This window comes from Thalassospira sp. UBA4513 (genome assembly GCF_002388495.1).
GTDB lineage: Bacteria > Pseudomonadota > Alphaproteobacteria > Rhodospirillales > Thalassospiraceae > Thalassospira > Thalassospira tepidiphila.
This window is the reverse complement of record NZ_DGMR01000030.1, coordinates 68,253-94,214: the sequence shown is the minus strand read 5'-3', so window position 1 is coordinate 94,214 and position 25,962 is coordinate 68,253. Positions and strand designations below refer to the sequence as shown.

The 25,962-nt window shown below is 53.8% G+C and carries 26 protein-coding genes; 15 read left to right on the top strand and 11 right to left on the bottom strand.

The window, feature by feature from the left end; all coding sequences use genetic code 11:
* Positions 1-30 precede the first annotated feature (30 nt).
* The 7 genes from B2T33_RS12025 to B2T33_RS11995 all read left to right on the top strand — a co-directional run bounded on the left by B2T33_RS12025 (position 31) and on the right by B2T33_RS11995 (position 7,392).
* Positions 31-1,614 carry an ABC transporter ATP-binding protein gene (locus B2T33_RS12025; RefSeq protein WP_414716640.1) on the top strand — a complete coding sequence of 528 codons (1,584 nt, stop codon included), beginning with the start codon at positions 31-33 and terminating at the stop codon, positions 1,612-1,614.
* Positions 1,611-2,729 carry an ABC transporter permease gene (locus B2T33_RS12020; protein WP_197147556.1) on the top strand — a complete coding sequence of 373 codons (1,119 nt, stop codon included), beginning with the start codon at positions 1,611-1,613 and terminating at the stop codon, positions 2,727-2,729. The genes B2T33_RS12025 and B2T33_RS12020 overlap by 4 nt, the downstream gene beginning before the upstream one ends.
* Complete coding sequence (locus B2T33_RS12015; protein WP_197147555.1) at positions 2,729-3,700, top strand: ABC transporter permease; 972 nt, start codon at positions 2,729-2,731, stop codon at positions 3,698-3,700. The genes B2T33_RS12020 and B2T33_RS12015 overlap by 1 nt, the downstream gene beginning before the upstream one ends.
* 109 nt (positions 3,701-3,809) lie before the next feature.
* Positions 3,810-4,223 carry a cytidine deaminase gene (locus B2T33_RS12010; RefSeq protein WP_286792094.1) on the top strand — a complete coding sequence of 138 codons (414 nt, stop codon included), beginning with the start codon at positions 3,810-3,812 and terminating at the stop codon, positions 4,221-4,223.
* Complete coding sequence (locus B2T33_RS12005; RefSeq protein ID WP_286792093.1) at positions 4,220-5,026, top strand: purine-nucleoside phosphorylase; 807 nt, start codon at positions 4,220-4,222, stop codon at positions 5,024-5,026. The genes B2T33_RS12010 and B2T33_RS12005 overlap by 4 nt, the downstream gene beginning before the upstream one ends.
* 59 nt (positions 5,027-5,085) lie before the next feature.
* Complete coding sequence (deoA, locus tag B2T33_RS12000; protein WP_286792092.1) at positions 5,086-6,426, top strand: thymidine phosphorylase; 1,341 nt, start codon at positions 5,086-5,088, stop codon at positions 6,424-6,426.
* 201 nt (positions 6,427-6,627) lie between these two features.
* Positions 6,628-7,392 carry a DeoR/GlpR family DNA-binding transcription regulator gene (locus tag B2T33_RS11995; RefSeq protein ID WP_008890742.1) on the top strand — a complete coding sequence of 255 codons (765 nt, stop codon included), beginning with the start codon at positions 6,628-6,630 and terminating at the stop codon, positions 7,390-7,392.
* A gap of 29 nt (positions 7,393-7,421) precedes the next feature.
* Here B2T33_RS11995 and B2T33_RS11990 read toward each other — a convergent pair whose 3' ends face one another.
* From B2T33_RS11990 to B2T33_RS11965, 6 genes are all read right to left on the bottom strand, one after another.
* On the bottom strand, positions 7,422-8,240 hold the full coding sequence (locus B2T33_RS11990) for an ABC transporter ATP-binding protein (protein ID WP_063089715.1): 819 nt from the start codon (positions 8,238-8,240) through the stop codon (positions 7,422-7,424).
* Positions 8,241-8,375: 135 nt separating this feature from the next.
* Entirely contained in the window at positions 8,376-9,161 is a 786-nt protein-coding gene (locus B2T33_RS11985) for an amino acid ABC transporter ATP-binding protein (RefSeq protein ID WP_286792091.1), read from the bottom strand.
* 17 nt (positions 9,162-9,178) lie between these two features.
* Entirely contained in the window at positions 9,179-10,282 is a 1,104-nt protein-coding gene (locus tag B2T33_RS11980) for an amino acid ABC transporter permease (protein ID WP_063089713.1), read from the bottom strand.
* A gap of 1 nt (position 10,283) precedes the next feature.
* Entirely contained in the window at positions 10,284-11,480 is a 1,197-nt protein-coding gene (locus B2T33_RS11975; RefSeq protein ID WP_008890738.1) for an amino acid ABC transporter permease, read from the bottom strand.
* A gap of 117 nt (positions 11,481-11,597) precedes the next feature.
* On the bottom strand, positions 11,598-12,620 hold the full coding sequence (locus B2T33_RS11970) for an amino acid ABC transporter substrate-binding protein (protein WP_008890737.1): 1,023 nt from the start codon (positions 12,618-12,620) through the stop codon (positions 11,598-11,600).
* Between the two features lie 494 nt (positions 12,621-13,114).
* The gene (locus tag B2T33_RS11965; protein ID WP_286792090.1) at positions 13,115-15,067 is read right to left on the bottom strand and encodes an acetoacetate--CoA ligase; all 1,953 of its coding nucleotides are present in this window, start codon (positions 15,065-15,067) and stop codon (positions 13,115-13,117) included.
* Between the two features lie 421 nt (positions 15,068-15,488).
* Here B2T33_RS11965 and moaB point away from each other — a divergent pair, with 421 nt between their 5' ends.
* The 5 genes from moaB to B2T33_RS11940 all read left to right on the top strand — a co-directional run bounded on the left by moaB (position 15,489) and on the right by B2T33_RS11940 (position 19,985).
* Positions 15,489-16,019: a molybdenum cofactor biosynthesis protein B gene (gene moaB / locus B2T33_RS11960; RefSeq protein ID WP_040823811.1), complete on the top strand. Its 531-nt coding sequence runs from the start codon at positions 15,489-15,491 to the stop codon at positions 16,017-16,019.
* 64 nt (positions 16,020-16,083) lie between these two features.
* Complete coding sequence (locus B2T33_RS11955) at positions 16,084-16,851, top strand: sulfite exporter TauE/SafE family protein (RefSeq protein WP_286792089.1); 768 nt, start codon at positions 16,084-16,086, stop codon at positions 16,849-16,851.
* Positions 16,852-17,126: 275 nt separating this feature from the next.
* Positions 17,127-18,155: a methyl-accepting chemotaxis protein gene (locus B2T33_RS11950; RefSeq protein WP_286792088.1), complete on the top strand. Its 1,029-nt coding sequence runs from the start codon at positions 17,127-17,129 to the stop codon at positions 18,153-18,155.
* Between the two features lie 185 nt (positions 18,156-18,340).
* Positions 18,341-19,153, top strand: coding sequence for a hypothetical protein (locus tag B2T33_RS11945; protein WP_286792087.1), 813 nt, complete (start codon positions 18,341-18,343; stop codon positions 19,151-19,153).
* 70 nt (positions 19,154-19,223) lie between these two features.
* Positions 19,224-19,985 carry an IclR family transcriptional regulator gene (locus tag B2T33_RS11940; RefSeq protein WP_008890731.1) on the top strand — a complete coding sequence of 254 codons (762 nt, stop codon included), beginning with the start codon at positions 19,224-19,226 and terminating at the stop codon, positions 19,983-19,985.
* Between the two features lie 52 nt (positions 19,986-20,037).
* Here the strand turns inward: B2T33_RS11940 and msrA are convergent, their stop codons facing one another.
* A complete protein-coding gene (gene msrA / locus B2T33_RS11935) occupies positions 20,038-20,682 on the bottom strand; it encodes a peptide-methionine (S)-S-oxide reductase MsrA (protein WP_064781049.1) in 645 nt (214 codons plus the stop codon).
* Between the two features lie 145 nt (positions 20,683-20,827).
* Here msrA and B2T33_RS20400 point away from each other — a divergent pair, with 145 nt between their 5' ends.
* Positions 20,828-21,184 carry a PGPGW domain-containing protein gene (locus B2T33_RS20400; RefSeq protein ID WP_083997050.1) on the top strand — a complete coding sequence of 119 codons (357 nt, stop codon included), beginning with the start codon at positions 20,828-20,830 and terminating at the stop codon, positions 21,182-21,184.
* Here the strand turns inward: B2T33_RS20400 and B2T33_RS11930 are convergent.
* A complete protein-coding gene (locus tag B2T33_RS11930; protein WP_286792086.1) occupies positions 21,174-22,310 on the bottom strand; it encodes an SPOR domain-containing protein in 1,137 nt (378 codons plus the stop codon). The two genes, B2T33_RS20400 and B2T33_RS11930, sit on opposite strands and share 11 nt — an antisense overlap.
* On the opposite strand from B2T33_RS11930, the gene B2T33_RS11925 reads away from it, so the two are divergent.
* Positions 22,291-22,632 carry a hypothetical protein gene (locus B2T33_RS11925; protein WP_157097734.1) on the top strand — a complete coding sequence of 114 codons (342 nt, stop codon included), beginning with the start codon at positions 22,291-22,293 and terminating at the stop codon, positions 22,630-22,632. The two genes, B2T33_RS11930 and B2T33_RS11925, sit on opposite strands and share 20 nt — an antisense overlap.
* A 100-nt stretch (positions 22,633-22,732) precedes the next feature.
* On the opposite strand, the gene B2T33_RS11920 is transcribed toward B2T33_RS11925, so the two are convergent.
* Entirely contained in the window at positions 22,733-23,116 is a 384-nt protein-coding gene (locus B2T33_RS11920; protein ID WP_286792085.1) for a hypothetical protein, read from the bottom strand.
* 108 nt (positions 23,117-23,224) lie between these two features.
* Positions 23,225-23,692: a tetratricopeptide repeat protein gene (locus tag B2T33_RS11915; RefSeq protein WP_286792084.1), complete on the bottom strand. Its 468-nt coding sequence runs from the start codon at positions 23,690-23,692 to the stop codon at positions 23,225-23,227.
* 133 nt (positions 23,693-23,825) lie between these two features.
* Here B2T33_RS11915 and B2T33_RS11910 point away from each other — a divergent pair, with 133 nt between their 5' ends.
* Complete coding sequence (locus B2T33_RS11910; RefSeq protein ID WP_286792083.1) at positions 23,826-24,551, top strand: DUF4126 domain-containing protein; 726 nt, start codon at positions 23,826-23,828, stop codon at positions 24,549-24,551.
* Between the two features lie 74 nt (positions 24,552-24,625).
* Here the strand turns inward: B2T33_RS11910 and thrS are convergent.
* The coding region (gene thrS, locus B2T33_RS11905) for a threonine--tRNA ligase (RefSeq protein WP_286792082.1) at positions 24,626-25,962 on the bottom strand (1,337 nt) is incomplete at its 5' end.

Genomic DNA, 25,962 nt, shown 5'->3' with positions numbered 1-25,962 from the left:
GCAAATCGGGGATTTGTCGTGTCGGATACGATGCATCAAATGCACGGCGCCGGGGAAACCGGTGCCGTGCAACCCGCTATTGAACTGCGCGGTATAGACAAGCGGTTCGGTGCGGTACATGCCAATAAAGAAATCGACCTTAAGGTCGACAAAGGAACTATCCACGGAATCGTGGGCGAAAATGGGGCTGGTAAATCGACCCTGATGAGTATTCTGTATGGCTTTTATCAGGCCGATGCAGGAACCATTCACGTCGATGGCAAGCTCTGTGAAATCAACGGATCAGAAGACGCGATTGCGGTCGGGATCGGGATGGTTCACCAGCATTTCATGTTGGTTGAGACGTTCTCGGTGCTTGAGAACGTTATTCTTGGCGTCGAAGGCGGTGCTGTTCTGCGCGATGGTGTGCAAAAGGCACGCGAAGAACTCAAACGTCTTGAACGCGAATATTCGCTCAACATCGATCCCGATGCCACGGTGGGTGATCTTTCGGTCGGGCTCCAGCAACGTGTGGAAATCCTAAAAGCGCTCTATCGCGGGGCGGAAATTCTTATTCTGGATGAGCCGACCGGTGTTCTGACACCCCAAGAAGCAGATCATCTTTTCAGAATTCTTGATACCCTGAAAGAACAGGGCAAGACGGTTGTTCTGATTACCCACAAACTGCGCGAAATCATGGCCGCAACGGACAATGTTTCCGTCATGCGCCAAGGCGCAATGGTGGCACATCGCAAGACAGCCGAAACCAGCCCGGAAGAACTATCGGAATTAATGGTCGGCCGTAAGGTATTGTTGCGCTTGGAAAAAGGTGAAGCCAATCCGGCGGCAACGGTGCTGAAAGTCGATAATCTTTGCGTTGATAATGCGCAGGGCGTTCGCAAGGTCAAAAATGCGACCTTTACGGTGCGCGCAGGCGAAATCGTCGGCATTGCCGGGGTATCCGGTAACGGGCAAAGCGAACTGCTTGAAGCGCTTGGTGGAATCAGATCTGCCAGCGAAGGGACCGTGGAACTGAACGGGCAAGATGTAACGCCCGGTAAAGGGGTAGATGCCGCAGAGCTCCGTCGTCGCGGTGTCGCGCATGTGCCCGAGGATCGCCATCGCATGGCAATGGTCACGGCCTTTTCAGCCAAAGAGGCAGCCATTCTTGGCTATGAAGATGATCCTGCCTATCAAAAGGGCGGGCTTCTGGATTGGGATGCTATTTCAGCTGCCACAGCCAATATGATGTCGGAATTTGACGTTCGTCCGGACAATCCGGATTTGAAAGCTGCCAATTTCTCGGGCGGCAATCAGCAAAAGCTTGTTCTGGCGCGTGAAATCATGCGTGATCCGGAATTGCTTCTGGTGGGCCAGCCGACCCGTGGTGTCGATATCGGTGCCATTGAATTCATTCACAAACGTATTGTCGCCATGCGGGATGCTGGCAAAGCCGTCCTTCTGGTGTCAGTGGAGCTTGACGAGATTATGTCGCTTGCCGACCGCATTCTGGTGATGTGCGATGGTGCCATCATTGGTGAAGTCGCTGCGTCCGAGGCCAACGAACGCGTGCTTGGTTTGATGATGGCGGGCGTTGACCCAAATGAAGCCAAGGCAGCGGAGGGGCAGGCATGAGCAAGACTGTCGAACTGCCGCGCTGGATTGATGTTGGCGCATTACCTTTACTGAACCTGCTGCTTGCTCTTGTTGTGTCCGGGCTTGTGGTTCTGGCGATTGGTGAAAACCCGGTTCAGGTGGTTGAAATCCTGCTTTATGGCGCGTTTGGCTATGAAGAGGCGTGGGGTTATACGCTTTATTACACCACCAACTTCATCTTTACCGGCCTTGCCTTTGCCGTCGCGTTCCATTGCGGGCTGTTTAACATCGGTGCCGAAGGGCAGGCCTATATCGGTGGCCTTGGTGTAACTTTGGCAGCCCTTTATCTCGACTTCCTGCCATTCCCGATCATGCTGGTTGTGGCGATGTTGGCGGCGATGATTTTTGGCGCGGCGTGGGCTTATATCCCGGCCTACTTGCAGGCGCGTCGCGGATCGCACGTCGTTATTACGACGATCATGTTCAACTTCATCGCCTCATCGCTGATGGTGTATCTGCTGGTCAATGTGCTTCGTCCGGAAGGCTCGATGACGCCCGAAAGCGAACAGATCGCCGAACATTTGCGATTGCCATTCATTCATGACATTGCAGGCGCGCTGGGCATTGATATGGCGTCAAGCCCGCTGAACCTGTCATTTGTCTATGCCATCGTCATCAGCGTCATGGTCTGGCTGTTTATCTGGCATACCCGTTGGGGCTATGCCATCCGGACAGTCGGTGCCAATGCGGTGGCGGCAACCTATGCCGGGCTTGAACCCGGGCGTTTTATTATCATTGCGATGATGATCTCAGGTGCGCTGTCATCCTTCGTGGCGCTAAACGAAGTCATGGGTGTTCAGCACCGCCTGCTGATTGATTTTACCGCCGGGTATGGCTTTGTCGGCATCGCTGTGGCGCTGATGGGGCGCAACCATCCATTTGGCATCTTCTTGGCAGCATTGTTGTTTGGGATGCTCTATCAGGGCGGGGCGGAGCTTTCATTTGAAATTCCGACCATCTCGAATGACATGGTTGTGGTTATTCAGGGGCTTGTCATCCTGTTTACCGGTGCGATGGAACACATGTTCCGTCCGCGTGTGACAAAGATCTATACAGCCTGGCGTCTGCGCCAGGATGCCGGGGAGGCCGCGTAATGGATACATTTCAGCTAATTATCCTGTTGTTTGATGCGACGCTGCGGACCTCGACACCGCTTATTCTTGCGGCCTTGGCCGGGATGTTTTCCGAACGGTCCGGGACAATTAACCTTGCCCTTGAAGGCATGATGCTGGGCGGTGCGTTTTCGGCTGCTGCGGTTGCCTTCTATGTCGGAAGCCCGTGGGTCGGGCTTCTGGCCGCGATTGCAACCACGATTGCGCTGTCGCTGCTGCATGGTTTTGCCTGCATCACGCACAAGGGCAACCAAGTGGTTTCGGGCATGGCGATCAATATCCTGATGTCGGGTCTGACCGCCCTTGTCGGGATTGCACTTTTCGCACAAGGCGGCAAAACGCCAGCGCTTGATAAAGGATCGCGTTTCCAGCCGATCACGTTCCCGGGTGCCGACGCCGTTCAGGACGTTCCGGTTCTGGGCCTGATTTACTCGGAACTGCTGAGCGGTCATAACATTCTGGTTTATGTCGCCTTCCTTGCCGTTCCGGCAGCCTGGTGGGTGATGTATCGCACCCGGTTTGGCTTGCGTCTGCGCGCGGTTGGTGAAAACCCGGGCGCTGTTGATACGGCCGGCATTGGTGTTGTCGCCATGCGCTATCGCGCTGTAATTTGCAGTGGCGTGCTTGTTGGCATGTCAGGCGCCTATCTTTCAACGGCGCAAGGTGCATCCTTCCTGCAGGACATGACCGCAGGCAAGGGCTATATCGCGCTGGCCGCGATGGTGTTTGGCAAGTGGCGTCCATTCCCGGCATTGGCAGCTTGCCTTCTGTTTGGCTTCCTAGATGCGGCGGCCACACGTTTGCAGGGCGTTGTTTTGCCCGGTATCGGCGAAGTTCCGGTCCAGTTGGTGCAGGCATTGCCCTATATCCTGACGGTTATTCTTCTGGCCGGTTTCATTGGCCGGGCCATTCCGCCAAAGGCACTTGGGCGGGCATACGTCAAGGAACGCTGAGCTTTTCGTGGTTCGGGTCTCGGCCTATCATACAGGCAGTCCCGAACCACTTTTCGAAAAATGTGCGCTTTGGTCAGGCGCGATAGGTAATCAAAACAGGATCAAACAAATGGTTGCTCATAAACAGGCTCCGCGCGATCTGATTGACGCGGCACTTGCGGCTCGTGACAAGGCATATGCGCCTTATTCGAAGTTCTTTGTCGGTGCCGCGCTGCGCACGACTGAGGGTAAGGTCATTTCGGGCTGCAATGTTGAAAATGCGGCATATCCCGAAGGCGTCTGTGCCGAGGCCGGCGCGATTTCGGCGATGGTACTGTCAGGGGAAACCCGGTTTAATGAAATCGTCGTTGTCGGGCTGGGCGATATCGCCTGTACCCCGTGTGGTGGGTGCCGCCAGAAGATCCGCGAATTTACCGGTCCGGATGCGACCATCTTTATCATCAATGATGCAGGTGAAACGCTTCTGACGCTCAGCCGTGAAGAACTTATTCCCCATTCCTTCGGGCCGGAGAACCTCAAATGAGCAATGTAAAAGCAGCGCTTGATGTCATTGCCGCCAGGGCGCCGGGTTTCAAGGCAGAAGTCGCATTGGTTCTGGGCAGCGGCCTTGGTGGTGTGGTTGACGCCGTAAGTGATGCGATCAGCATTGCCTACGAAGAACTCCCGGGCTTCCCGCGCCCCACGGTGGTCGGACATGGCGGGACACTTGTTCTTGGCCGTATTGGCGGTGTGTCGGTCGCTGTGATGCAGGGCCGGGCGCATTATTACGAGCATGGCCGATCGGATTTGATGGCCGAACCGCTTGAAATTATGCGCGAACTTGGCGCGGAACGTCTGCTTTTGACCAATGCTGCCGGTTCACTGATCCCTGATGCCGTGCCGGGCAGTCTGATGCTGATCACTGATCATATCAGCCTGTTTGGTCCCAATCCGTTGATCGGGTATCACGGAAATGACCGTTTCGTCGGCATGGATGTGCCCTATGATCCTGAAATTGGTTCTGGCCTGCATGGTGCGGCGGCCAAGCTTGGCATCAAACTGTTTGAGGGAACCTATTGCTGGTGCACAGGGCCAAGCTTTGAGACGCCAGCGGAAATCCGCGCGCTTAAGATCCTTGGCGCGGATGCGGTCGGTATGTCGACCGTGCCGGAAAACATTCTGGCCCGCCGTCTTGGATTCAAGGTCGCCGCGGTTTCAAACATCACAAATCTGGCCGCCGGCATGAGCGCGACACCGCTTAGCCACGAGCAGACATTGGAAATGTCGAAGTCCGGTTCGGCCAATCTTATCAAGATATTACTGCAATATTTTTCAAGCGCTTCCTGAAGTCGCATGACTTCAAGGCTGCTAATTTGAATTAACGACACGTGCGCAGGAGACAGCACATGCTGCCCCAAGAAATCATTCGCCGTAAACGCGAGGGCGATGTTCTGACAGACGCTGAGATTGCCTTTTTCGTCAAGGGCATCACAGATAACAGCATCAGCGAAGGGCAGGTTGCCGCCCTTGCCATGGCTGTGTTCTTTAATGGCATGACCATGGACGAACGCGCGGCCCTTACGCGCAACATGCGCGATAGCGGTACGGTTCTGGACTGGAAGGCGCTTGGCCTTGACGGATCGGTAGTGGACAAGCATTCGACCGGTGGCGTTGGTGACAAGGTCAGCCTGATGCTGGGTCCGATTGTTGGTGCCTGCGGGGCGTTCGTGCCGATGATTTCCGGCCGTGGCCTTGGCCATACGGGCGGGACGCTGGACAAGTTTGACTCCATTCCGGGCTATCGCACCACACCAAGTCTTGACGAATTCGCCAAGGTCACCCGTGAAGTCGGCTGCGCCATTATCGGGCAGACAGCCGATCTGGCACCGGCGGATAAACGGTTTTATGGCATTCGCGACGTGACAGCGACGGTTGAGAGCATCCCGTTGATAACGGCGTCCATCCTGTCAAAGAAACTGGCAGCCGGGCTTGATAGCCTTGTCATGGATGTGAAATTCGGCTCTGGCGCCTTTATGAACGAGTATGAGCGCGCCCGTGAACTGGCCGAAAGCATCACCGAAGTTGCCACCCGCAACGGTGTTCCCACGGTCGCACTTCTGACTGATATGGAGCAGGTGCTCGGTGACACAGTTGGCAATGCACTCGAAGTGCAGGAAGCAATCGACTTCCTGACCGGCAAGCACCAGGAACAACGTGTCTATGACGTCACCATGGCGCTGGCGGCAGAAATGCTGACCGTTAGTGGTGTGGCAGCCGACGTTTCCGATGGCCTGCGTATGGCAACAGAGGCACTTGAGAGCGGCAAGGCAGCCGAGACATTTGGCAAGATGGTATCAAGTCTTGGTGGTCCTGCGGACTTTGTCGAAAACACCAACAAGTATCTTGAAGCCGCCCCGATGATCAACACGGTAACGGCCGCCAAGACCGGACGTGTTCTTTCGATGGATGCCAGAAAGGTCGGTCTTGCGCTGGTGTCGCTTAAAGGCGGACGGACGCGGGCAGATCAGAAGATCGACTTTGCTGTCGGCTTTACCGATTTCGTCAAGGTTGGACAGCCGGTATCGGCTGAGACACCAATATGCCTGGCCCATACCCGTGACGAGGCACAGCTTGAAGAAGCAACCGCCTTGCTGCGTGAAGCTATCGTGATTGGCGAGGGGCATGTCGATCCGACAGGTACCGAACCAGCTGTACGGGAACGGATCGTGGCACGCAAAAAGGCGTGATAGGCACCAAGTCAAAAGCAAAAAGCCGGGAATGAAACCCGGCTTTTTTGTTTTCTGCGCTTATCGAAGTTCGCCGCTGGCGTTCTGCGAGCATTTCGCTTTCGGCGGACAAGGCTTGCCAAATGGCTCAAGAGAAAGCATTTTGATCAGGAATGAAAATTTTCCAATAAAGATGAAAATTGAAAACAGAAGGAGAGAGGCATGGGGAAACTGGATCGGCGTCGTAGAGAGATTTTGGAGCTTGTCGCCTCCAACAGCTTTATGACCATTGATACCCTTGCCGAACATTTTTCTGTCACGCCACAAACCATCCGACGCGACATCAATGAAATGGCCGAGGAAGGCCTGATTGCCCGCTATCACGGCGGGGCTGCCAGTGTCTCGACCACCGAAAATACCGCCTATACCGACCGTCAGGTTCTGAACCTTGGCAGCAAGCGCGAGATCGCAAAGCTGGTGGCGCAACATATCCCCGAAGGCGCGTCTCTGTTTATCAATATCGGAACGACCAACGAAGAAGTCGCGCACGCGCTTCTGGGGCATAAAAGCCTTAAGATCATTACCAATAACCTGCATGTTGCAGAAATCTGTGCCGCGAACCAGGGCTTTGAAGTGATCATTGCTGGCGGCGTTGTGCGACAGCGCGATTTTGGTGTCATCGGCGAGGCCACCATTGATTTCATCAACCAGTTCAAGGTTGATTATGCGATTGTCGGGATATCCGGCGTCGATGAGGATGGCAGTCTGATGGATTTTGATTATCGTGAAGTGCGCGTCGCGCGGGCGATTATTTCCAACGCCCGCCAAACATTCCTGTGCACGGATGCATCGAAGTTCGGTCGTCGTGCGATGGTGCGCCTGGGACATCTTTCCGAAATCGACGCTCTGTTTACCGACCGTCATCCAGGGCCGGTTTGGGCCGATGTGATCCGCGAAGCCGACGTTTCGGTCTATACAGCCAACTAGAACCGGCACGGGGCAGGGTGTGTGTGCCGTTAGCTATAGACGTGGTCTTCGCGTTTGCCGGTTCGCATGGTGATCGGACCCTGTGACGATCCGTTCAGCATCTGGGTCAGATGCGCATTATGTGCGTCATCGATATCTTTGGTTTTACCTGCCCAATAGACTTTGCCGTCATGCATCATCATCAGGTTCTGATAGCGGGTGCGGGCAATCTGCATATCGTTGGTGATTGATATCACCGTGGTCCCGCGTTGTTCTGCAATCTTGCCAATCATGCGTTCGATATGGTTCGAAAGAACCGGATCAAGTCCGGCGGTCGGATTGTCCAGCAACAGGATCGCCGGATCGGTGGAAATCGCCCTTGCGACACCAACGCGTTTTTGCATGCCACCAGACAGATCACTTGGCGTCAGATCCGCACTTTCCGATGCCAGACCGACAAGGCCCAACAGATCAAGGGCACGTTCCCGCGCCTCCTTGCGACTGAGAGTACCGGTTTCAATCTGACGAAAGCAGATGTTTTCCCAAACCTTCAGGCTGTCAAACAGGGCATTTTGTTGAAACAGCATGCCAATGCGTTCCGCCCATGCGGCGCGTTTGGGTGCATTGGTTTGACTGACATCATCGCCATCCAAAAGGATCTTGCCAGCATCGGCCCCGTAAATCCCAACCAGACATTTCATCAGAACACTTTTGCCTGCGGCAGACGGACCAATAATGGCCATGGTTTCGCCCTTGGGAAGATGCAAGCTGACATCATCAAGGGCAAGCTTGTCGCCAAACCGTTTGCTGAGATTTTCAACCGAGATAAAGGCCGGATGGGTCGCGGAGCTGGTTTCAGGCGTGGTCATTGGCAATCCGGATGATGAACGTGTTGGGCCGAGTTTCGGCAATTGCGCGGGTCTGGGCAAGGATCATTTTTACAAAAATGAAAACGGCCCCGCAAATGGGGGCCGTTTTGCAAAGATTGGGTGTTTGATAGCCGATTAATGCGACAGGATCTGGCTGAGGAACAGCTTTGTACGATCGCTTTTCGGGTTATCAAAGAACTCCTTTGGACCTGCCATTTCGACGATCTGGCCTGCATCCATAAAGATCACACGGTCAGCGACCTCTTTTGCGAAGCCCATCTCGTGGGTCACGCAAAGCATGGTCATACCTTCCTTGGCGAGTTCGACCATCACGTCGAGAACTTCCTTGACCATTTCCGGGTCAAGTGCCGAGGTCGGTTCATCAAACAGCATGATTTTCGGCTGCATGCAGAGCGAGCGGGCAATCGCCACACGCTGCTGCTGACCGCCGGAAAGCTGACCCGGGAATTTGTGGGCCTGCTCGGCAATTCGCACACGCTCAAGGTAATGCATGGCCAGTTCGTTGGCTTGCTTCTTGGGCATCTTGCGAACCCAGATCGGCGCGAGGGTGCAGTTTTCGAGGATGGTCAGATGCGGGAAGAGGTTGAAGTGCTGGAACACCATGCCGACCTCGCGGCGCACGGCTTCGATGTTTTTGACATCGTCGCCAAGCAAAATGCCATCGACGTAGACTTCACCGCTTTGATAGGTTTCAAGGCGGTTCAGGGTGCGGATCAGCGTCGATTTACCTGAGCCGGACGGGCCGCAGATAACGATACGCTCACCTTTGCGAACAGACAGGTCAATATCCTGAAGAACATGGAAATTGCCATACCATTTGTTCATCTTGTTGACGGTGATGACATCCTCTTTGGACGGAGGAGGCACAGCGCCGGTAGTGGGTTCAGTTGCTACAGTCATTGTTTTTTCCTCACTCCTTACCTTTGTTCGCCTTTGCGAAGCTCTTTTTCAAGATAGGCGGAATATTTCGCCATCGAGAAACAGATCAGGAAGAATATTGCCGCGGCGAAGGCATAACCTTCGACGTAATATTTGGTCCAGGCCGGGTCACTGCGCAGTGCCAGCTTCACCGTGCCAAGGAAGTCAAACAGGCCGATAATCACGACCAGTGTGGTGTCCTTGAACATGGAAATAAAGCTGTTAACGGTCGGCGGGATCACCAGACGCAGTGCCTGCGGCAAAATGATCAGACGCATCGATTGCCAATAAGACAGCGCAAGACTGTCACCAGCCTCAAACTGACCACGCGGAACGGCCTGTAGACCACCACGGAATACCTCGGCGAGGTAGGCGGCGGTAAACAGGATGATACCGATCTGCGCACGCAGCAGCTTGTCGATGGTAACCCCATCTGGCAGGAACAGCGGGAACATGACCGATGCCATGAACAGAACCGTAATCAGCGGCACACCACGAATGACTTCGATATACACCACGGAAACGGTTTTGATGGCCGGCATGTGCGACTGACGACCAAGTGCCAGCAGCAGCCCGAACGGGAAAGCAAAGATCACACCGATCGAGGACAGGATCAGGGTCAGCGGCAAGCCACCCCAATAGCTGTTCTGGACATAGGTAAGGCCAAACACACCACCCCACATGAGGATGGCAATAATCGGCACACCAATGACCCACATCGGAATGATTGCCTTGCGCAGGCTCGGATACTTAACCGCACCCAGACTGCCGCAAATGATTCCCATCAGAAGGATCATGGCAAGAAGCGGCCGCCACTGTTCTTCAAACGGGTAGGTGCCAAACAGGATCAGTCGTAAATTGGCATTAACGAACCCCCAGCAGGCACCTGTCGCTTCCGCGCAGGCCTCAATTGATGGCGCCAACGTCGCATTGATGATGGCCCACTCGACGATTGGCGGGATCAGCCAAACGAGGAATGCAATCGAACCAAGGGTCAGGAGGGTGTTGAACCATCCATCAAACAGGTTCTTTTTCGACCATGCCACGGCACGCTCGGAAAAGGTGCCGGTCGGAAGAGGAGGTAATTTTGCGTTTTCTGACATGTTACCTCTCCACCAGTGCCATTTTCTTGTTGAACCAGTTCATAAAGAGCGAGGTCAACAAGGACAAACCAAGATAGATCGACATGAAGATCGAGATGGCCTCGATCGCCTGACCTGTCTGGTTCATGGTCGTGTTGGAAACAGAAACCAGATCCGGATAACCGACGGCAACAGCCAAAGAGCTGTTCTTGGTCAGGTTAAGATACTGGTTGGTCAGTGGCGGGATCGCGACACGCATCGATTGCGGCAGGATCACCTTGCGAAGCGCAATAGAACGGCGAATGCCCAAACTGTCGGCAGCTTCCCACTGGCCATTCGGAACAGCCTGAATACCGGAACGAACAACCTCGGCAACATAGGTCGAGGTGTAAACCGTAAGACCGATCAGAACTGCCATGAATTCAGGCGAAATGTTGTAGCCACCCTGAATGTTAAAGCCTTTGAGGGCCGGCATGCTCATGTCGGTCGGTGCGCCACCTGCCAGATAGGCAGCAAGGACGAGACCGACAAAAATACCGATCCCGGCAAGAAGCATCGGGAAGGGCTGACCTGTGGCGTCCTGGCGTTTCTTGGCCCATTTCCTGACGAAATAGATCACAACGCAGGCAATCACGGCCGCAATGGTCATAAGGGTGTAGGCGTTATCAGGTTCCGGCACCGGTAAATACATACCGCGCGACGTCAGCAAAACACCGGGCAGAGGCTCCAGCGCGTCGCGTGGATGCGGGAAAGCGCTTGGAATAAGTGCGTACCAGAAGAAGAGTTGCAACAGGACCGGAATGTTCCGGAACGTTTCAACATACACAGTCGCAAGTTTGCGAACGATCCAGTTCGAGGACAGGCGCGCAACGCCAAAGATTGTCCCGATAATCGTACACAAAATGATCCCAAGCAGTGACACCTTCACAGTGTTCAGAAGACCGACCATCAACGCCGTCGCATAGTCGCTTTGGGCGCTGTAGTCGATCATGGTTTCGCTGATCTCGAAGGAAGCTTCAAGATCAAGGAACCCGTAACCGGTTGAGATGTTCTGTTGTTCAAGGTTGTACAAGGTGTTGGACACCAGGTACCAGCCCGCAAGAACGATCAGTCCAATTGCGACGACTTGATAAAGCACCGCACGGACGTTTTCGTCATTGAGATAATCAACGAGGCCCTTGGAACGAACATCCCCCGGGGCATTTTGAGGCTTACTCATATGACCCTCAGGTGTAGATTGTATCCAAAATCAGCAAGCACCTAACGAAAAGCTCCGCCCATGCGTTCAGGCAGTGGGGCGGAGCTTCGTAGGTTTAGGCAGTCGGTTTGCTAGCGATTAGCGAACCGGCCATGCATACTGCAGGCCACCATCGGTCCACAGAGCGTTCAGACCACGCTCAAGACCGAGCTTGGCGGTAACGTTTTTCTCATAGCTTTCGCCATAGTTACCGACCTGCTTGACGATGTTGTATGCCCAAGCTTCGTCAAGACCAAGAGCTTCACCCATGCCCGGCGAAACGCCCAGCAGACGCTGAATGCCCGGGTTGGTGCTGTTTGCTTTCATGTCGTCAACATTTTCCATGGTGACGCCATACTCTTCTGCTTCAACCATCGCAGCAAAAGCCCAGCGAACAACGTCCGACCACTGTTCGTCGCCCTGGGCGACAACCGGGCCGAGCGGCTCTTTGGAGATGATTTCCGGAAGGATCACATAGTCAGCCGGATTTTCAGCCATCTGGGTACGGATGGAAGCAAGACCCGAAGCATCGGTGGTGTAAACGTCGCAACGACCAGAGAAGAAGGCTGCGGTTGCTTCGTTGATGTTCTCGATAACGACCGGCTCGAAGGACATGCCTTTGGCGCGGAAGTAGTCAGCGAGGTTCAGCTCGGTCGTGGTGCCCGGCTCAACGCAGACGGTCGCACCGTCAAGCTCGGTTGCGCTGGAAACGCCGAGAGCTTTCGGGATCAGGAAGCCCTGACCGTCATAGTAGTTGATGCCGACAAAGGTCAGACCCAGTTTCGCATCACGGGTGGTGGTTGCAGTGGTGTTACGCGACAGGATGTCGATTTCACCGGACTGCAGAGCCGTGAAGCGCTGTGCTGCGGTCAGCGGGGTGTACTGAACGGCGTTTGCGTCACCAAAAACTGCAGCAGCTGCTGCACGGCAGACGTCAACGTCAATACCTTCCCATTTACCTTCGGCATTGGCAGCGGAGAAACCCGGAAGACCGGTGTTCACGCCGCACTGAACGAAACCTTTGGCCTTGATGCCGTCAAGAACGGCACCTGCCTGTGCGTTCTGCGCGGCAACGGCTGCAACGGTCATTGCGCCAGCGGCAAGGATCGTCTGGATTTTCATAAGATAGCTCCCTTATTAGCAAAGCATTGTTTTTAGCTTTTGTGCCACCCTGGATATGCACAGCCGCATATCCATTCGTCCGAAGAACATCGGACCGCCAAATTAAGAAATTTTAGGCCGCCTTGTGTCAAGTGTGAAAAAATTTTGGCAACATTAGAACCTACGGTGCTGGCTAAAAATTGAGGCTTTTTCTGCGGTTATATCGCGCGGACATACGATCACATAAAATATACAAAACTTTGTTTGTCTCATATATTCAATAACCTAGTAGTAGTTTCGTTCTGATCACCGGCAAGACCGAGAATTGCACGAACTTTTTTTCACCAAAAAATCGGTCATGGTCAAAAAAAGTGCATCAGTTCACGCTGTTTAAAAAATACGCATGGGTGCAGTGCGGAATCGGGAGCGGCATTCGTTAAGCAGCGCGGTCGAGCATCTTGCAAAACAGGATCGGCACGAAAAAGCCCCGCTTTGAGATGCGGGGCTTGTCTTGATCAGGTTTTCAGTTCCGACAGGTTGGAAAACAGTTCCAGTGCCGTCGGGTTGGCCAAGGCTTCCTGATTTTTTACCGGCCGTCCGTGGACAACATCACGAACAGCGAGTTCGGTAATTTTCCCCGATTTTGTCCGCGGGATATCGGCAACCGCAAGCACCTTGGCGGGGACGTGGCGTGGGGTGCAGTTGTTGCGGATCTGCTTCTTGATCTTGTCGATAAGTGCGGTATCCAATTCGTAATTGTCGCGGAGCACAACAAACAGGATCACCCGAACGTCGTTATCCCAGTCCTGGCCGATCACAATCGATTCCTGAATTTCAGGTAGTTTTTCTACCTGGCGATAAATCTCTGCCGTGCCGATGCGAACGCCGCCGGGGTTAAGGGTCGCATCCGAGCGCCCATAAATGACCATGCCGCCATCATCATCAAGCTCGACATAGTCACCATGGCACCAGATGTTATCAAACCGGTCAAAATAGGCGCTGTGATACCGCGAACCATCCGGGTCGTTCCAGAAGCCGACCGGCATCGATGGGAATGGTTTGGTGCAAACCAGTTCACCTTTTTCGTTCCGCACGGAGTTGCCATCGTCGTCAAACACATCGACAGCAACACCAAGGGCACGGGTCTGGATGACGCCACGTTTGACTGGCAGGACGGGGCAAGCCAGCACAAAGCAGCCAAGGATATCTGTGCCGCCCGAAATGGACGCCAGATGGATGTATTCTTTGATGTCGCGATAAACGTAATCGAAGCTTTCCGGTGCAAGCGGCGAGCCGGTTGACGTCATCGCACGCACAGTGGACAGATCGTGTGTTTCTCGCGGTTTGAGTTCGGCCTTGGCCAACGCATCAATATATTTGGCAGATGTGCCAAACAGCGTCATGCCTTCTGCATCGGCATAATCAAACAGGATATTGCCACTCGGATAGAAGGGCGAGCCATCATAAAGCAGAAGGGTTGCACCGGCCGCAAGGCCCGCCATCAACCAGTTCCACATCATCCAGCCGCAAGTGGTGAAATAGAAAACGCGATCACCGGGCGCGACATCACAATGCAGGATATGTTCCGAAACCTGTTTCAGCAGCGTTCCGCCCGTGCCGTGAACAATGCATTTCGGCTTGCCCGTCGTCCCAGACGAGAACATTACATAAAGCGGGTGATTGAACTCGACTTGCTCAAAGACGATTTTCTCGGTCCGGAAGGGGGCAATGAAGTCGTCATAGGTGACGGCGCTGCGGATATCCGTCGTGTTGGCGCCGTCAAAGGCATAGGGCACGATGACGACCTTTTTAAGGCTGTCGATCCGCTCGACAACATCGTGAACCTTTTCGCGGATGTCGTGTTGCTTGCCGTTATAGTGATAACCGTCAACGGTGATCATCACGGTTGGTTCGATCTGGCCAAAGCGGTCTACAACACCCTGAACGCCGAAATCAGGTGAGGCGGAAGACCAGGTTGCCCCGATGGCTGCCGTTGCCAGCATCGCAATCACGGTTTCAGACATGTTTGGCATATAGCCGCATACGCGATCACCCTTGCCAACGCCCTCTACGCGAAGAGCCTGTGAGAATTTTGATACCGCAATATTAAGTTCCGCCCAGGATAGGCGGCTTTTGACCTTGTCTTCACCCCAGAAGATCAGGGCGTCGATGTTGTCATCACGGACCAGAAGGTTCTCGGCAAAGTTCAGGCGCGCATCCGGGAAGAACTGGGCGCCCGGCATTTTGTTGCCGTCGATCAGGACACGGTCGCCCCATGTTTCCGCTTTCAAATCGGCATATTCGATAAGAGCAGGCCAGAAACGCTCAATCTCTGCAACGGACCAGTCATAGAGTTCGGTGAAACTCTGAAGGTTAAGCGCATGCTTTTCATTCACCCAGTCGCGAAAGCGGGTGACGTTTGCATTTTCAACGCGTTCTTTCGTCGGTTGCCAAAGAAAGTCGCTCATCATGAGTCCTCTGTTTCCTGCCGAACGTTTCGATCTCGTCGGCGCATCCTTTGAGGGCGCCAAATTGGTAGTCCTTTACCGCTTTTCTAGGCGTAAAAATGCGGACCAGCAAGTGAAGTAACACAGATGTCCTTAACTGGTAATACCAATTGTCTTGTTTTTCATCATATATAAGGTGAGATTATTTTCATAAGTACCTGTCTAAAAGTTATAAATATACGAAATTGTGATGCTCAAAAATATTGCGGGTTGGAGCATAAAAATAGCCCGCAAGACTAATAAAATATCAAATGGCGGCCAGTTTTTGTTCTATCGTGATTCGTTGGGTTGCGATGCTGGCGTGTCTTGCACGTGAAAACGCTTGCACGCCTGTCTGGGCATATTAGGTTGACACAGCATTTTACGAGACATGGAGATAACCGTGGCAGGTATTGACGAAAGCCAACCCTTTGTATCGATCAATATTGCCGTATTGACTGTCAGCGATACGCGCGATCTCCATAACGACACCTCGGGCGAGGTTCTTTGTGAACGCATCATCGCCAAGGGCCATCACGTCTATGAACGCAAAATCCTGAAAGACGATCAATTGGCCTTGCGCAAGCAGCTCGGTGCTTGGTGCTCAAACCCGGATGTCGATGTGATCATTACCACCGGCGGCACAGGTGTTACCGGGCGCGACGTGACGGTAGAGGCCCACCGGGCAATCTACGAAAAGGAAATACCGGGCTTCGGCGAACTGTTCCGCTGGATATCATATCAGAAAATTGGCACATCCACGGTGCAATCACGGGCGACTGCAGGGGTGTGTATGGGAACCTATATGTTTGCGTTACCTGGATCGACCGGGGCATGCAAAGATGCCTGGGACGAAATTCTGACCTATCAGCTTGATATCCGCCATCGGCCGTGCAACTTCGTCGAGCTCATGCCGCGTCTTCTTGAAGAATAAAGGCGCACGCCGTCCATATCCATTGCCCGCGATCCCTGAATTCCCCAATTAACAAGGACTTCCGATGGAATTTATCTCGGATCCGTTTTTCTATGTTGTCGGCATTCCCGCCGTCTTGATTGCCGGTGTTTCAAAAAGCGGCTTTGGCGGCGGGCTCGGTGTTGTGGCTGTGCCTTTGATGGCCTTGGCGGTATCACCACAGGGAGCCGCGGCGATCATGCTTCCCATTCTGTGCCTAATGGACCTTGCAAATGTCTGGGCATATCGCAATCGCTGGGATCGCCGGAACATGAAGATCCTGGTGCCGGCTGCATTGTTGGGCATTCTTGTCGGGACATTGTCTTTCAGCTACTTGAACGAGGCAGCCGTCAAATTGATCATCGCAATGATCGCGATCATCTTTACCCTTGATCACTGGCTTCGTGGCCGGAAGGAAACCGGTGCACCGGGCAGGGCAACGATCGGCAAGGGTACAGTTCTTGGTGCACTCGCAGGTTTTACCAGTTTCGTCGCCCACGCGGGCGGGCCACCGGTATCGGTTTATCTGCTGCCGCAGCGAATGGACAAATCGATCTTTGTCGGCACGACAGTCATGTTCTTCATTGTCGTCAATTACGTCAAACTGATCCCTTATGCGCTGCTTGGGCAATTCGATGCATCCAACCTCGGAACATCACTTTTGTTCGTGCCGATCGCGCTGTTCGGGACATGGCTTGGCTTGTGGGCGCATGACAAAGTCAGTGTCAAATTGTTCTACCGGGTTTGCTACAGCCTGTTGTTCCTGACCGGGATTAAGCTGCTTGCGGATTCGATCCTCGAATTTACAGCCTGAACATCGCATCGGTTTGCGCGGTACTTTACAGCACCACACTAACTATCGGCGTATCGATCAGTGGTTTTGATGCTATATGTCCACTCGCTTTAGGGTGGACATGGCATATGCCCATTAGATAGCCGTGTGGTCCGGGTATAATCCTGTATTTACGTAATGGTATAAGTGGCTTATTAGATATCAGTGCTGCAAAGACAAGCAGAATGGATGGCGAATAAAAGCACGCGATCAGCAGCCAGGAGGAAACCTGATGCGCATATGGGAGCTTTATTTAAATGCCAGAAAGAATTCTGCAGGTTGCGACAGCAATTTCCGGGCAAGCCAATGATAAAATTACCGAAATCAAGGCCGTTACACGGGCAACACGAACCCTTGCACTGAATGCGTTGATCGAGGCTGCGCGCGCAGGCGAAGTGGGCCGGGGTTTTGGCGTTGTTGCCAACGAGGTCAAGGAAATCTCGCAGCGTGTGAACGTGATTACCGAAGAACTTGAAGACATGTTTCTGACGCTTGCCTCCGATCTGGAGAAAACAGCGCAGACGGTTCGCGGTGATCGTTTTGCCGACCTTGCCCGCTATTCTGTCGAATTGATGGACCGCAACCTGTACGAACGATCTTGCGATGTGCGCTGGTGGGCAACTGACGCAGCCGTGGTCGATGTTTGTGAAAATCTGCAAGACCCTGCGTTTGCGTTGCGTGCATCGGAACGGCTCGGTGTGATCCTTGATTCCTATACTGTGTATCTTGATCTTTGGGTGGCTGACAGGAACGGGAACGTTATTGCCAACGGACGCCCGGACTCCTATCGCGTGATGGGGCAAAATGTTTCTGGTCAGGGCTGGTTTCAGGAAGCGTTGCGCTGTCGCGATGGCGGACATTATGCCGTCGCGGATGTGGCAGCCAATTCGCTGTTAAACAATGCCGCAACCCCGACTTATGCGACCGCCGTGCGCAGGGGCGGTTCTGTTGATGGCGATGTTATTGGTGTTTTGGGGGTCTTCTTTGACTGGGAAAGCCAGGCGCCGATGATCGTCAAATCGCTGAACTTCAACGCGGAAGAACGTGAACGTACCCGGGTGATGTTGATCGACGCAAAAAATCGGGTCCTTGCTGCTTCCGATGACCGCGGCGTGCTCAGCGAAACATTTAATCTGCGGGTCGATGATCCTGCTCGCGGGGCCTATCTGCTTGAAGACGGATCCCTTGTGGCCTACGCCTTGACACCAGGTTACGAGACCTATCAAGGGCTCGGCTGGCGTGGGGTTATCGTTCAAACACCAAGAGCGGAAAATGCCGCCGCCTAAACGTCGACGTCCAGGAAAACGGCGATATCGATCTGCTAAACGAAGACGGGTACCTTGTGTTAGTGCCCGTCTTCTTTTGTTTTGTGCTCAGGTGTTTGCGCTTGCCCCTTGGCATGAAAAGAGATAACGATGCTGTCACTTTATTGATAAAATGTCATCGTATCTGCCTTAAAGGATGAAAGCTGTTGGAACTGATCCTTGCCAAAATTGCCGTGTCAATTGGAACGGTGCTGGGGCTTTCGATGCTTGCAGAACGGGCAGGACCACGTGTGGCCGGTGTGTTGTCAGGTTACCCGTTGGGAACAGCCATCCTTTTGTATTTCATCGCAATCGAGCAGGGTGTTGCCTTCGCAAGTGAAAGCGCGGTGTACGCCTTGCCCGGCCTGATTGCGACCTTAACCTTTCTGTATGCCTATTTCATTGTGTCGCGCCAATGCGTCCGCCTGCCTGTCTTTCCACAGATTCTTCTCAGTTCGCTCGGGGCGTTTGTCACTTATCTGTCGGTCTCCTGGTTGTTTCAGCTCGCACCGATGAGCTTGACGCAGGCGGCGGTGATTTTGCTGGTTGCGATCGTTGTGGCACTCATCCTTTTCCGCAAGATCGAGAATGTGCGCATTCTCAATCGGGTTCGCCTGACCAAGCGGGTTGTTTTGCTTCGTGCTTCACTGGCGGCCATCATCGTTCTGGTCATCAGTGGCATGGCGGCGTGGATTGGTCCGCGCTGGGCAGGGTTATTGTCAGGTTTCCCCGTCACACTCTATCCCATGATGTTGATCCTTCATTTCACCTATGGGGCCGAACCGGTGCATACGGTTATTCGAAACTTTCCAAGGGGAATGGGGGCGCTCTGGGTTTATATCCTTGCCGTGACCCTTGGTTACCCTGTTCTTGGGCTTGGCTTGGGCACGCTTTGCGCCTTTGGTGCTGCTACGGTCTATCTGGTCGGGTACACCACTTTCGTCTGGGTCCGCCAAAAGTCCGTGCAAGCAGTGCAATGATCTCCTAACATTCAGAGAACACGACAATGATGGTCGGTCAAATCGACCGCACACAGGGAGTAGTCGCTGAATGCAGCAAGTCCAGTCACTGGTACGGGCGTTAAGTATCCTCAACGCGCTTGCCGAAAGCGAAGACGGGATGACCCTGACCGAAATTTCCCATCAGGTGAAATTGCCGCCCTCGACAGCACACCGGTTGCTGACCACCATGCAGCACGAACGCTATGTATCGTTCGAGGGGGAGCGCACCCTTTGGTTCGTAGGGGTTCAGGCTTTCAGCGTCGGCAATTCGTTTACCAAAAATCGCAATCTCAGCCAGATCGCGCGCCCCTATATGCGCGCACTCATGGAAGACAGCGGTGAAACGGTCAATCTTGCTGTCGCAGACGGTGGGGAGGTCATCTTCCTGTCGCAGGTGGAATGCCGCAAAATGATGCGCGCACTCGTCACACCCGGTCGCCGGGCGTTGATGCACTGCTCGGGCGTTGGCAAGGCCTTGCTTGCCTTTTTGCCTGAAGAAGAACTGCATTCGGTCGTCGCAAAGCACGGGTTGCCAAAAATTACCGAACGAACCCTGATAACCCAGGAAGCTCTTGAAAAGGATCTGGAGCGTTGCCGTCAGCGTGGCTATGCCCTTGATGATGAAGAGCACGCGGTTGGTCTGCGTTGTGTTGCGGGCGTTGTCCGTGATGAAACGGGTTTGCCAATCGCGGCATTATCACTTTCGGGGCCCGCGGCCCGTATTCCAAACGACCATATCGAGCAATTGGGGCTTAAAATACGCCGTGTCTGCGCCGACCTGAGCCGTGAATATGGAGGAAAGCCGGTCTAAAGACCGGCGTTCTTCCACGGACCAAAGCGATCCTGCTCAGTCGGATTGCTGTTTACATACCCGGGCAGGAAACGCCAGTGCCGCCGAGCCCGCAATAGCCATCAGGATTCTTGTGAAGGTATTGCTGATGGAAGTCCTCGGCATAAAAGAATTCCGGTGCCCCGGTGACTTCGGTTGTCACGTCGGCTTGACCTGCTTCTTTCAGTGCAGCGTTGTAGTCCTGACGTGACTGAACGGCCGCTTGCTGTTGTTCAGGCGTAAAGGTGTAGATGACGGACCTGTACTGGGTGCCGATGTCATTGCCCTGACGCATCCCCTGAGTCGGGTCGTGGTTTTCCCAAAACAGCTTCAAAAGCGCTGAATAGGACGTCATAGCAGGATCAAAGACGACCAACACCACTTCGGCATGACCTGTCATACCGCTGCAAACTTCGCGATAGGTCGGGTTCTTGGTGAAGCCACCAGCATAGCCAACAGCAGTGCTGTAAACGCCTTCAGCTTTCCAGAACAGGCGTTCCGCCCCCCAGAAGCATCCCATGCCAAAGACGGCAATTTCCAGATGACCCGGGAAGGGGCCCTTCATCGGATTGCCTGTGACGATATTGGCATCGGCAACCGGCAGTGCTTCTTCGCGTCCCGGAAGCGCGGTGTCAGCGGTTGGCATTTTGGGTTTGTCTGATTTCAGCACGGAGAACATGTCTTGATTTCCCGAAGAAGAATTTGCGTTCATGCCTGCAATGTACTCCAGAAGCGCACAATAGCAATTCCCGTCTTGATCAAATGTCTTTGAACATTCTTTTGGCGGCACCCGCGATCACGCGGATAATCCGCACCCAAAGTTCATGGAACTGCATGATGGAATGGCTTTGCACAGGTTCAAGCATTTGAAATCGACAGCTTTGATGCTGTTGGGGGCGTTCAGTTTGCTGGTCGGGCTTTTGTTCCTGCCATTGCCACCACCATTTTTTGGCATGGTGTTTATTGCGCTTGGTATTCCATTGTTGGCAGCCGGATCAAAACGAACGCGGCGATTTATCCAGCATCTGCGTTGGCGGTATTACCGGCACAACACTAAGATCGAATTTTTTTTGGCAAAGATGCCCGGTTTCGTTCGAAGACACGGTCGGAAAACCCGCCCGGATGGCTTGATGCGGTCTGAAAAGATGGCGGCATCCGCCAGACAACGGTCTAAGGACTAACGCGTCGAACCAGGCAATCCGTCCCGGCAGATTTCAAGCTGTTGCAAGCCTGCGTTGCCTCGCCAGAGGAAGCATACATTCCGGTCAGCAGGCGGAAGAACAAACCTTTGCCTTCAATCGCGATGCTGACGACTTCATGGTCTGCGGCCGCCAGCATGCCATGCGATGCGCTTTGGAACTTCGTCCATGCATCTTCCGCACGTCCGCGCGAACGATACGCTGCAAGCTGAACAGCGTAGTAGGGGCTATCACTTTGTGCGGTTTGGCTACCGGCAGTTTGCGCTGGCGCCGAGTTTTCGGTTGATGGCGCCATCGCGTTTTGTGTTGCTACCGGCTCTGTCGAGGTGATCGGAAGTTCGATCATGGGTGCATCGGGTTTAGGATCAACAATATCAAGTTCACCCTGTTCGGTCGGGCGCGCGTTTGAGGTGACCATTGCACCCTTATGTTCTGTTGATGCTGCGTCGCCGGCAATCGTCGGCGCAGCAATGACGGGTACCGGTGCCGCGGATTGCACTGACTGACTGGGCACCGGCGCAGGGGCTGCAACCGGGGCAAGTTTCGACACTGCCGTTTCCGTTCCACTGCTCGCCGGCCCATCGGTTAGCTCAGCTGCGGGGACGGGCGTCGCTTCTGGCGTCGCATTGGGTGCAGCGGCCTGTCGGTCAACACGCGTCAGTCGCGCCGTGTTTTCGCTGACTTCCATCTCCATCCGAACCACGGGACTGGTAGGCGCTTCGGGTTCTGCCTCTACCACGCCACCGGTTTCATAAAACCGGCGGTCACGTTCGACCTTTGGCGGGTTTGGTAATTCTGGACCTGGTGCAACAGTGGCGGATGCGACAACTGCATCTATTTCTTTGGATCGCGCATATTTCGGAGAAGACGCATCAAGCGTGACAAGGCGTCGTTGGGCGAGGCTGTTGATGCTGCCTGAAAGCCGCACATCTTGGCCGCAATCAAGATCGATCTTGGCGTCGGGCGGCGTCGCGGTCAGCCAAACATAAAGTTTGCGCGCACTTTCATAGTTGCCGTCCATGTCATAAGAAATTGCCTGCAGGAAGTTATCCTCGGGGCTTCGATCAAGTGAAATCGGTTCGGATGGGGTGGAGCCATCCTTCGCCATTCCGGTGCCGGTGGAAGCCGTGTGGCCGAAAAACAAACCACAGGCGGCCCGGTTAAAGCTTGTTTTTTCCGCCGCAGGCAATTGTTCGTTCGATGGAGAACTTAGTTCTTGCGAGGCAGTGGATGAACCGAACCAAAGGCCCGAAAAATCAGAAGTGCTGCAAGCAGTCAGGAGCGGCAAGAGAGCTGCGGCAGTTATTCTTCCCCAGTTGCGTCGAAGGGGAGTGTTTGTTGTCGCAAACCTGATTTTCACGCTTCACCTGATCATCGCTGTATTGCAGAAAGTTATATCTTTCATCGCCAGCAAAAACAACTCCTGCTAATGCAACGATGATGATCAGCTGTCTTTGGAAATCAGGGAGATAGCAAATTCGACGGCAAGCGGTATAGCCTTCGGAAGGGCGGAACCGCAGGCAGATATAATCACCGCATGGCCAATGGAACCATGATCCCGATAAGCAGAATCAGCACGGTTACGGCGATGACGATATTTATGATGCCTTTTGTTGCCTTGTTTGCCGTTTCACGCGTCATGCCACGGCTTTGAGAAGATCGGCCGGAGGCACCCAACGCACCGCCCGCGTTCTCGGATGTCAAAATCTTGATGACCTGCTTCTTTTCCTTGCGGGTATCTTGGTCATACTTGTTTTCAACGATCCGTACTTCAGAATTGCCTTTGCTGCTGATCGCATCCTTGGCAGTCTTCAGGGCCGAACTGTAGTCCGATACCGGTTCGAGCTCCATCAGGTTCCCGGTCTTGCGCAGGCAAACCACAGTATAACTTTTGCTAAGTGCCGCGTCGGCCATCTTTATTCCTGTTTTTTGTGTACAACTTTGACAGACATATGGCGTGTTAGTGCAAAAATAAGAACCTATTCTAAAGAATAGGTTCTCTTGACGGTCAAACGGGAGAGATCAGTTCGTAATGCTGCTGGCCAGCGTTTTGTACTCTTCGCAGTCCATGCCACAAAGCTGTTCCAATCGCGCAAGGTTTTCCTGAGCCATTTCAGGTTTCCCGGTCTGAAGGAAAAGTTCGCCCTGATACTCAAGAGCACCGACATGTTCAGGGTCAATCATCAGGGCGCGTTCATAGTTTTGCGCCGCACTGTCAAAGTCACCCATCTTGCGCTGGCTGTAGGCAAGGTAATTGTAAAGATCTGCATTTTCCGGATCTTCTTCGAGCATGGTTTCAATCTTGTCGATCGCCATGTCGTACATGCCGGTATCAACAAGCTCCGTAACAGCGGAAAGGTCGGTACCTTCCGAACTCCAGCTATCCGAACTGCCCATTGCAAAAGCGTTGCCTGCCAGAAGCGGGGCGGCAAGCATCATCATAACAGCACATGCCTTGATCATTTTTGGGGTTTCACCGTTACGGTCCATCGTCGTACCTTTCTGTGATCTGGTTTGGCATTAATACGTGTGTCGGGACGCGCTGAAAGTGTGATTTATCACAACTGAACGTTTTTCCTGTTCACTTGTTGGTGAGAATTATGGCTTTGAAAGGGCATAATCTGTGGGGGTAATTGAAACTCTTGCGTTGGGAATGGGCGGGGCCTGGGCCAGTGGTGTAAACCTCTATGGCACAGTGGTTATTCTTGGTCTTATGAACAATTTCGGGCTGCTTGATTTGCCGCCGGAGCTTCAGATTCTGGGAAGCTGGTGGGTGCTGGCTCTTGCGATATTCCTTTATCTGATCGAATTTGTGGCCGACAAAATTCCGATCGTTGATAGTGTCTGGGATGCCATTCATACCTTCATCAGGATTCCCGCCGGCGCACTTCTTGCCGCAGGCGCCATGAGCGGCCTTGATACCGGCATGGGCGATGGCCTTCAAACTGCGATTGCATTGCTGGTTGGCGGGACGGTCGCGGCCGGGAGCCACTTTACAAAGGCTGGCAGCCGCGCGGCAATCAATACATCGCCTGAACCGTTTAGCAACAGCATCGCCTCAGTCGCCGAGGATGTCGCCGTATTTGGCGCGCTGTACACGGTCGCTTTCCATCCGGTGGTTTTCTTTGTGTTGTTTGCCCTGTTCGTTCTGCTTCTGGTCTGGCTGGTGCCAAAGATCTGGCGGTTCATTGGACAGGTGTTTGGCAATGCGCGCCATCCGTCCGTGGCCTACGCCCAAACGCGTGCGCAACAAGCAAGCACTGGTACGGGGCTGCCAAAACTCAATCTGTCCGGGGCAGGCGGATCAGCTTTGCCACCATCGGACAAACCCAAACTTCCGCCTGAATAAGGTCACCTTGAGCCAAAAGAAAAGCCCGCAAGTATTTAACTTGCGGGCTTTATTGGTTGTGTTTCTAACGTCGATCAGAAGTCGGCTTCGATCACGCGATCGCGGATTTCGGCCGCCATCGCATCACCAAGCTCTTCAATGCCAAACGTCTTCTGGTGCTTGAACCCAATGCGACGGACCGAAGCGGTTTTTTCTTCGGCTTCGCGTTTGCCAAGCGCAAGGATCATCGGAACCTTTGCATGGCTGTGTTCGCGGACCTTGTAGTTGATCTTCTCGTTACGGGTATCGAGCTCAACATTCAGGCCCTTGGCTTCAAGTGCTGCCTTAACTTCATGGGCATAGTCGTCGGCATCATTGGTAATGGTGCAGACAACCGCATGAACCGGGGACAGCCACAGCGGCAAACGACCGGCATAGTTTTCGATCAGAATACCGATGAAGCGTTCAAGCGAGCCAAGGATCGCGCGGTGCAGCATGACCGGGCGGTGTTTTTCACCGTCTTCACCCATATAGGATGCATCAAGACGTTCCGGCAGAACGAAGTCAGCCTGAAGCGTGCCGCACTGCCAGTCACGACCGATGGCATCACGAAGCACGAACTCAAGCTTCGGCCCATAGAACGCGCCTTCACCCGGATTGACTTCAAGTGCCAGACCCGCTTCTTCAGCCGCTTCGCGGAGCGCCGCTTCGGCTTTGTCCCAAATCTCGTCAGAACCCGCACGCACTTCCGGACGGTCGGAGAATTTCACAAGAATGTCGGTAAAGCCGAAATCCTTGTAGACCGATTTCAGAAGGTCACAGAAAATCTTGGTTTCAGAGACAATCTGGTCTTCAGTGCAGAAGATATGGGCGTCATCCTGAATGAACTGACGGACACGCATGATGCCATGCAGACCGCCAGACGGCTCATTGCGGTGACAGCAGCCAAATTCCGCCATACGCAGTGGCAGGTCACGATAGGACTTGCTGCCAAGACGGAAGATCTGCACGTGACACGGACAGTTCATCGGCTTAAGCGCCAGAACCTTCTCGGGATCGTCTTCATCCGGGGTCGTGGTGAACATGTTCTCGCGGAACTTTTCCCAGTGACCGGATTTTTCCCAAAGCACGCGATCAACCAACTGCGGCGTACGCACTTCCTGATACCCGGCCGCATCAAGGCGATCACGGATATAGGTTTCAACCTTGCGATAAAGCTTCAGACCCTTGTCATGCCAGAACACAGAGCCCTGGGCCTCTTCCTGCATGTGGAACAGGTCCATTTCACGGCCAAGGCGACGGTGATCGCGCTTTTCGGCTTCTTCGAGCATGTGCAGATACGCATCCAGGTCTTCCTTGCTTTCCCAGCAAGTGCCATAGATACGCTGCAGCATTTCGTTATCCGAATTGCCACGCCAATAGGCGCCGGCAA

Bases quoted from the DNA above. Each gene is read 5' to 3' on its own strand.
- B2T33_RS12025 (WP_414716640.1), top strand. From the start codon at position 31: ATGCATCAAATGCACGGCGCCGGGGAAACCGGTGCCGTGCAACCCGCT.
- B2T33_RS12020 (WP_197147556.1), top strand. From the start codon at position 1,611: ATGAGCAAGACTGTCGAACTGCCGCGCTGGATTGATGTTGGCGCATTA.
- B2T33_RS12015 (WP_197147555.1), top strand. From the start codon at position 2,729: ATGGATACATTTCAGCTAATTATCCTGTTGTTTGATGCGACGCTGCGG.
- B2T33_RS12010 (WP_286792094.1), top strand. From the start codon at position 3,810: ATGGTTGCTCATAAACAGGCTCCGCGCGATCTGATTGACGCGGCACTT.
- B2T33_RS12005 (WP_286792093.1), top strand. From the start codon at position 4,220: ATGAGCAATGTAAAAGCAGCGCTTGATGTCATTGCCGCCAGGGCGCCG.
- deoA (WP_286792092.1), top strand. From the start codon at position 5,086: ATGCTGCCCCAAGAAATCATTCGCCGTAAACGCGAGGGCGATGTTCTG.
- B2T33_RS11995 (WP_008890742.1), top strand. From the start codon at position 6,628: ATGGGGAAACTGGATCGGCGTCGTAGAGAGATTTTGGAGCTTGTCGCC.
- B2T33_RS11990 (WP_063089715.1), bottom strand. From the start codon at position 8,240: ATGACCACGCCTGAAACCAGCTCCGCGACCCATCCGGCCTTTATCTCG.
- B2T33_RS11985 (WP_286792091.1), bottom strand. From the start codon at position 9,161: ATGACTGTAGCAACTGAACCCACTACCGGCGCTGTGCCTCCTCCGTCC.
- B2T33_RS11980 (WP_063089713.1), bottom strand. From the start codon at position 10,282: ATGTCAGAAAACGCAAAATTACCTCCTCTTCCGACCGGCACCTTTTCC.
- B2T33_RS11975 (WP_008890738.1), bottom strand. From the start codon at position 11,480: ATGAGTAAGCCTCAAAATGCCCCGGGGGATGTTCGTTCCAAGGGCCTC.
- B2T33_RS11970 (WP_008890737.1), bottom strand. From the start codon at position 12,620: ATGAAAATCCAGACGATCCTTGCCGCTGGCGCAATGACCGTTGCAGCC.
- B2T33_RS11965 (WP_286792090.1), bottom strand. From the start codon at position 15,067: ATGAGCGACTTTCTTTGGCAACCGACGAAAGAACGCGTTGAAAATGCA.
- B2T33_RS11955 (WP_286792089.1), top strand. From the start codon at position 16,084: ATGGAATTTATCTCGGATCCGTTTTTCTATGTTGTCGGCATTCCCGCC.
- B2T33_RS11950 (WP_286792088.1), top strand. From the start codon at position 17,127: ATGCCAGAAAGAATTCTGCAGGTTGCGACAGCAATTTCCGGGCAAGCC.
- B2T33_RS11940 (WP_008890731.1), top strand. From the start codon at position 19,224: ATGCAGCAAGTCCAGTCACTGGTACGGGCGTTAAGTATCCTCAACGCG.
- msrA (WP_064781049.1), bottom strand. From the start codon at position 20,682: ATGTTCTCCGTGCTGAAATCAGACAAACCCAAAATGCCAACCGCTGAC.
- B2T33_RS20400 (WP_083997050.1), top strand. From the start codon at position 20,828: ATGGAACTGCATGATGGAATGGCTTTGCACAGGTTCAAGCATTTGAAA.
- B2T33_RS11930 (WP_286792086.1), bottom strand. From the start codon at position 22,310: ATGGCGAAGGATGGCTCCACCCCATCCGAACCGATTTCACTTGATCGA.
- B2T33_RS11920 (WP_286792085.1), bottom strand. From the start codon at position 23,116: ATGGCCGACGCGGCACTTAGCAAAAGTTATACTGTGGTTTGCCTGCGC.
- B2T33_RS11915 (WP_286792084.1), bottom strand. From the start codon at position 23,692: ATGGACCGTAACGGTGAAACCCCAAAAATGATCAAGGCATGTGCTGTT.